The organism is Shinella agrisoli (assembly GCF_046557955.1).
Classification (GTDB): Bacteria; Pseudomonadota; Alphaproteobacteria; order Rhizobiales; family Rhizobiaceae; genus Shinella.
The window spans coordinates 1-888 of record NZ_JBJIEP010000066.1 but is presented as its reverse complement, the minus strand read 5'-3'; the positions used below and the strand labels follow the sequence as shown (position 1 = coordinate 888).

Here is an 888-nt window from a genome sequence, read left to right as displayed (position 1 = left end):
AGGTCCATCAAGGTCTCTTCTCCGTGGCCTCGACGGCCGACACAGCCGCCGCCCGTCTGGTTTCGCAGGTGATGAGCGCCGCGCGATCGGCGCCCCAGTTCGTTGTCACCTCCTGGGAGGTCATGTCCCGCTCGGGGAGGCCGCGCGGCCGCGCGCATGGTTGGCGCGCGGCTTCGGGCAGGATAACGGGCCGCTGTACGGTGAGGACGACCGGTTTCGGATCAGCGGGGGAGCAGGCGGATACGGTCGCGGCCGAGGCCGCAAGCATCGCCAGCAGGCAGGGCCGCATTGGCAGTCTCCAGTTCGGAAAGTTGCGCCTCCACCGCGCGCACGCGGGCGTTGGCTTCGGTCTCAATCGCCAGGGCGGCTTGTGCCTGGTCGGCGATGCGCTTGTTGGTCTCGGCGTTGGCCCGCTCGATCTCGGCGGTCCAATGCGCATCCCGGCCGGCGACGGCCAAGGTGACGGCGCGGTCAACGAGGGTGTCGATGCGGGACACGATCAGCAGCACGACCAGGGCGAAGGTCAGCAGCAGCGCCGCCGCCGCGACGGCCGGCAGCGCTGCCCTGTTGAGGAGCGCGATCATGACGCGCCTCCCGGCTGGTCACGCGCATCGTACGGAGGATCGGCGGGCGGTTCCTCGGCGGCGCGCTCCTGTGCCGCCTGGAAGTCGAGGGATCCGGTGTAGCGGTGGATGCCGAGCAAGGCGGCGATCAGCAGCACCAGCGACGGCACGATGATGCCGGCGAGGTTGACGGCCTCCGTGCTGCCCGTCACGCCGGCCGCGACGATGACGAAGATGACGAGCCAGGCGAAGGCGAAGGACAGCCAGATTTGCCGTTTCGTCGTGCGGTAGGTCGGGCGCTCGCTCATGCTTCGTTCCTCGTGAC

General features: G+C 69.5%; 2 protein-coding genes. Both read right to left on the bottom strand.

Annotated features, from left to right (window positions below):
• Nucleotides 1–221: 221 nt before the first annotated feature.
• The gene (locus ACIIOY_RS26775) at nt 222–584 is read right to left on the bottom strand and encodes a hypothetical protein (protein WP_411037711.1); all 363 of its coding nucleotides are present in this window, start codon (nt 582–584) and stop codon (nt 222–224) included.
• Nucleotides 581–888, bottom strand: a 308-nt coding sequence (locus ACIIOY_RS26770) for a hypothetical protein (RefSeq protein ID WP_411037710.1), incomplete at its 5' end; no start/stop codon positions are given. The genes ACIIOY_RS26770 and ACIIOY_RS26775, both read right to left, overlap by 4 nt.

Bases quoted from the DNA above. Each gene is read 5' to 3' on its own strand.
- ACIIOY_RS26775 (WP_411037711.1), bottom strand. From the start codon at position 584: ATGATCGCGCTCCTCAACAGGGCAGCGCTGCCGGCCGTCGCGGCGGCG.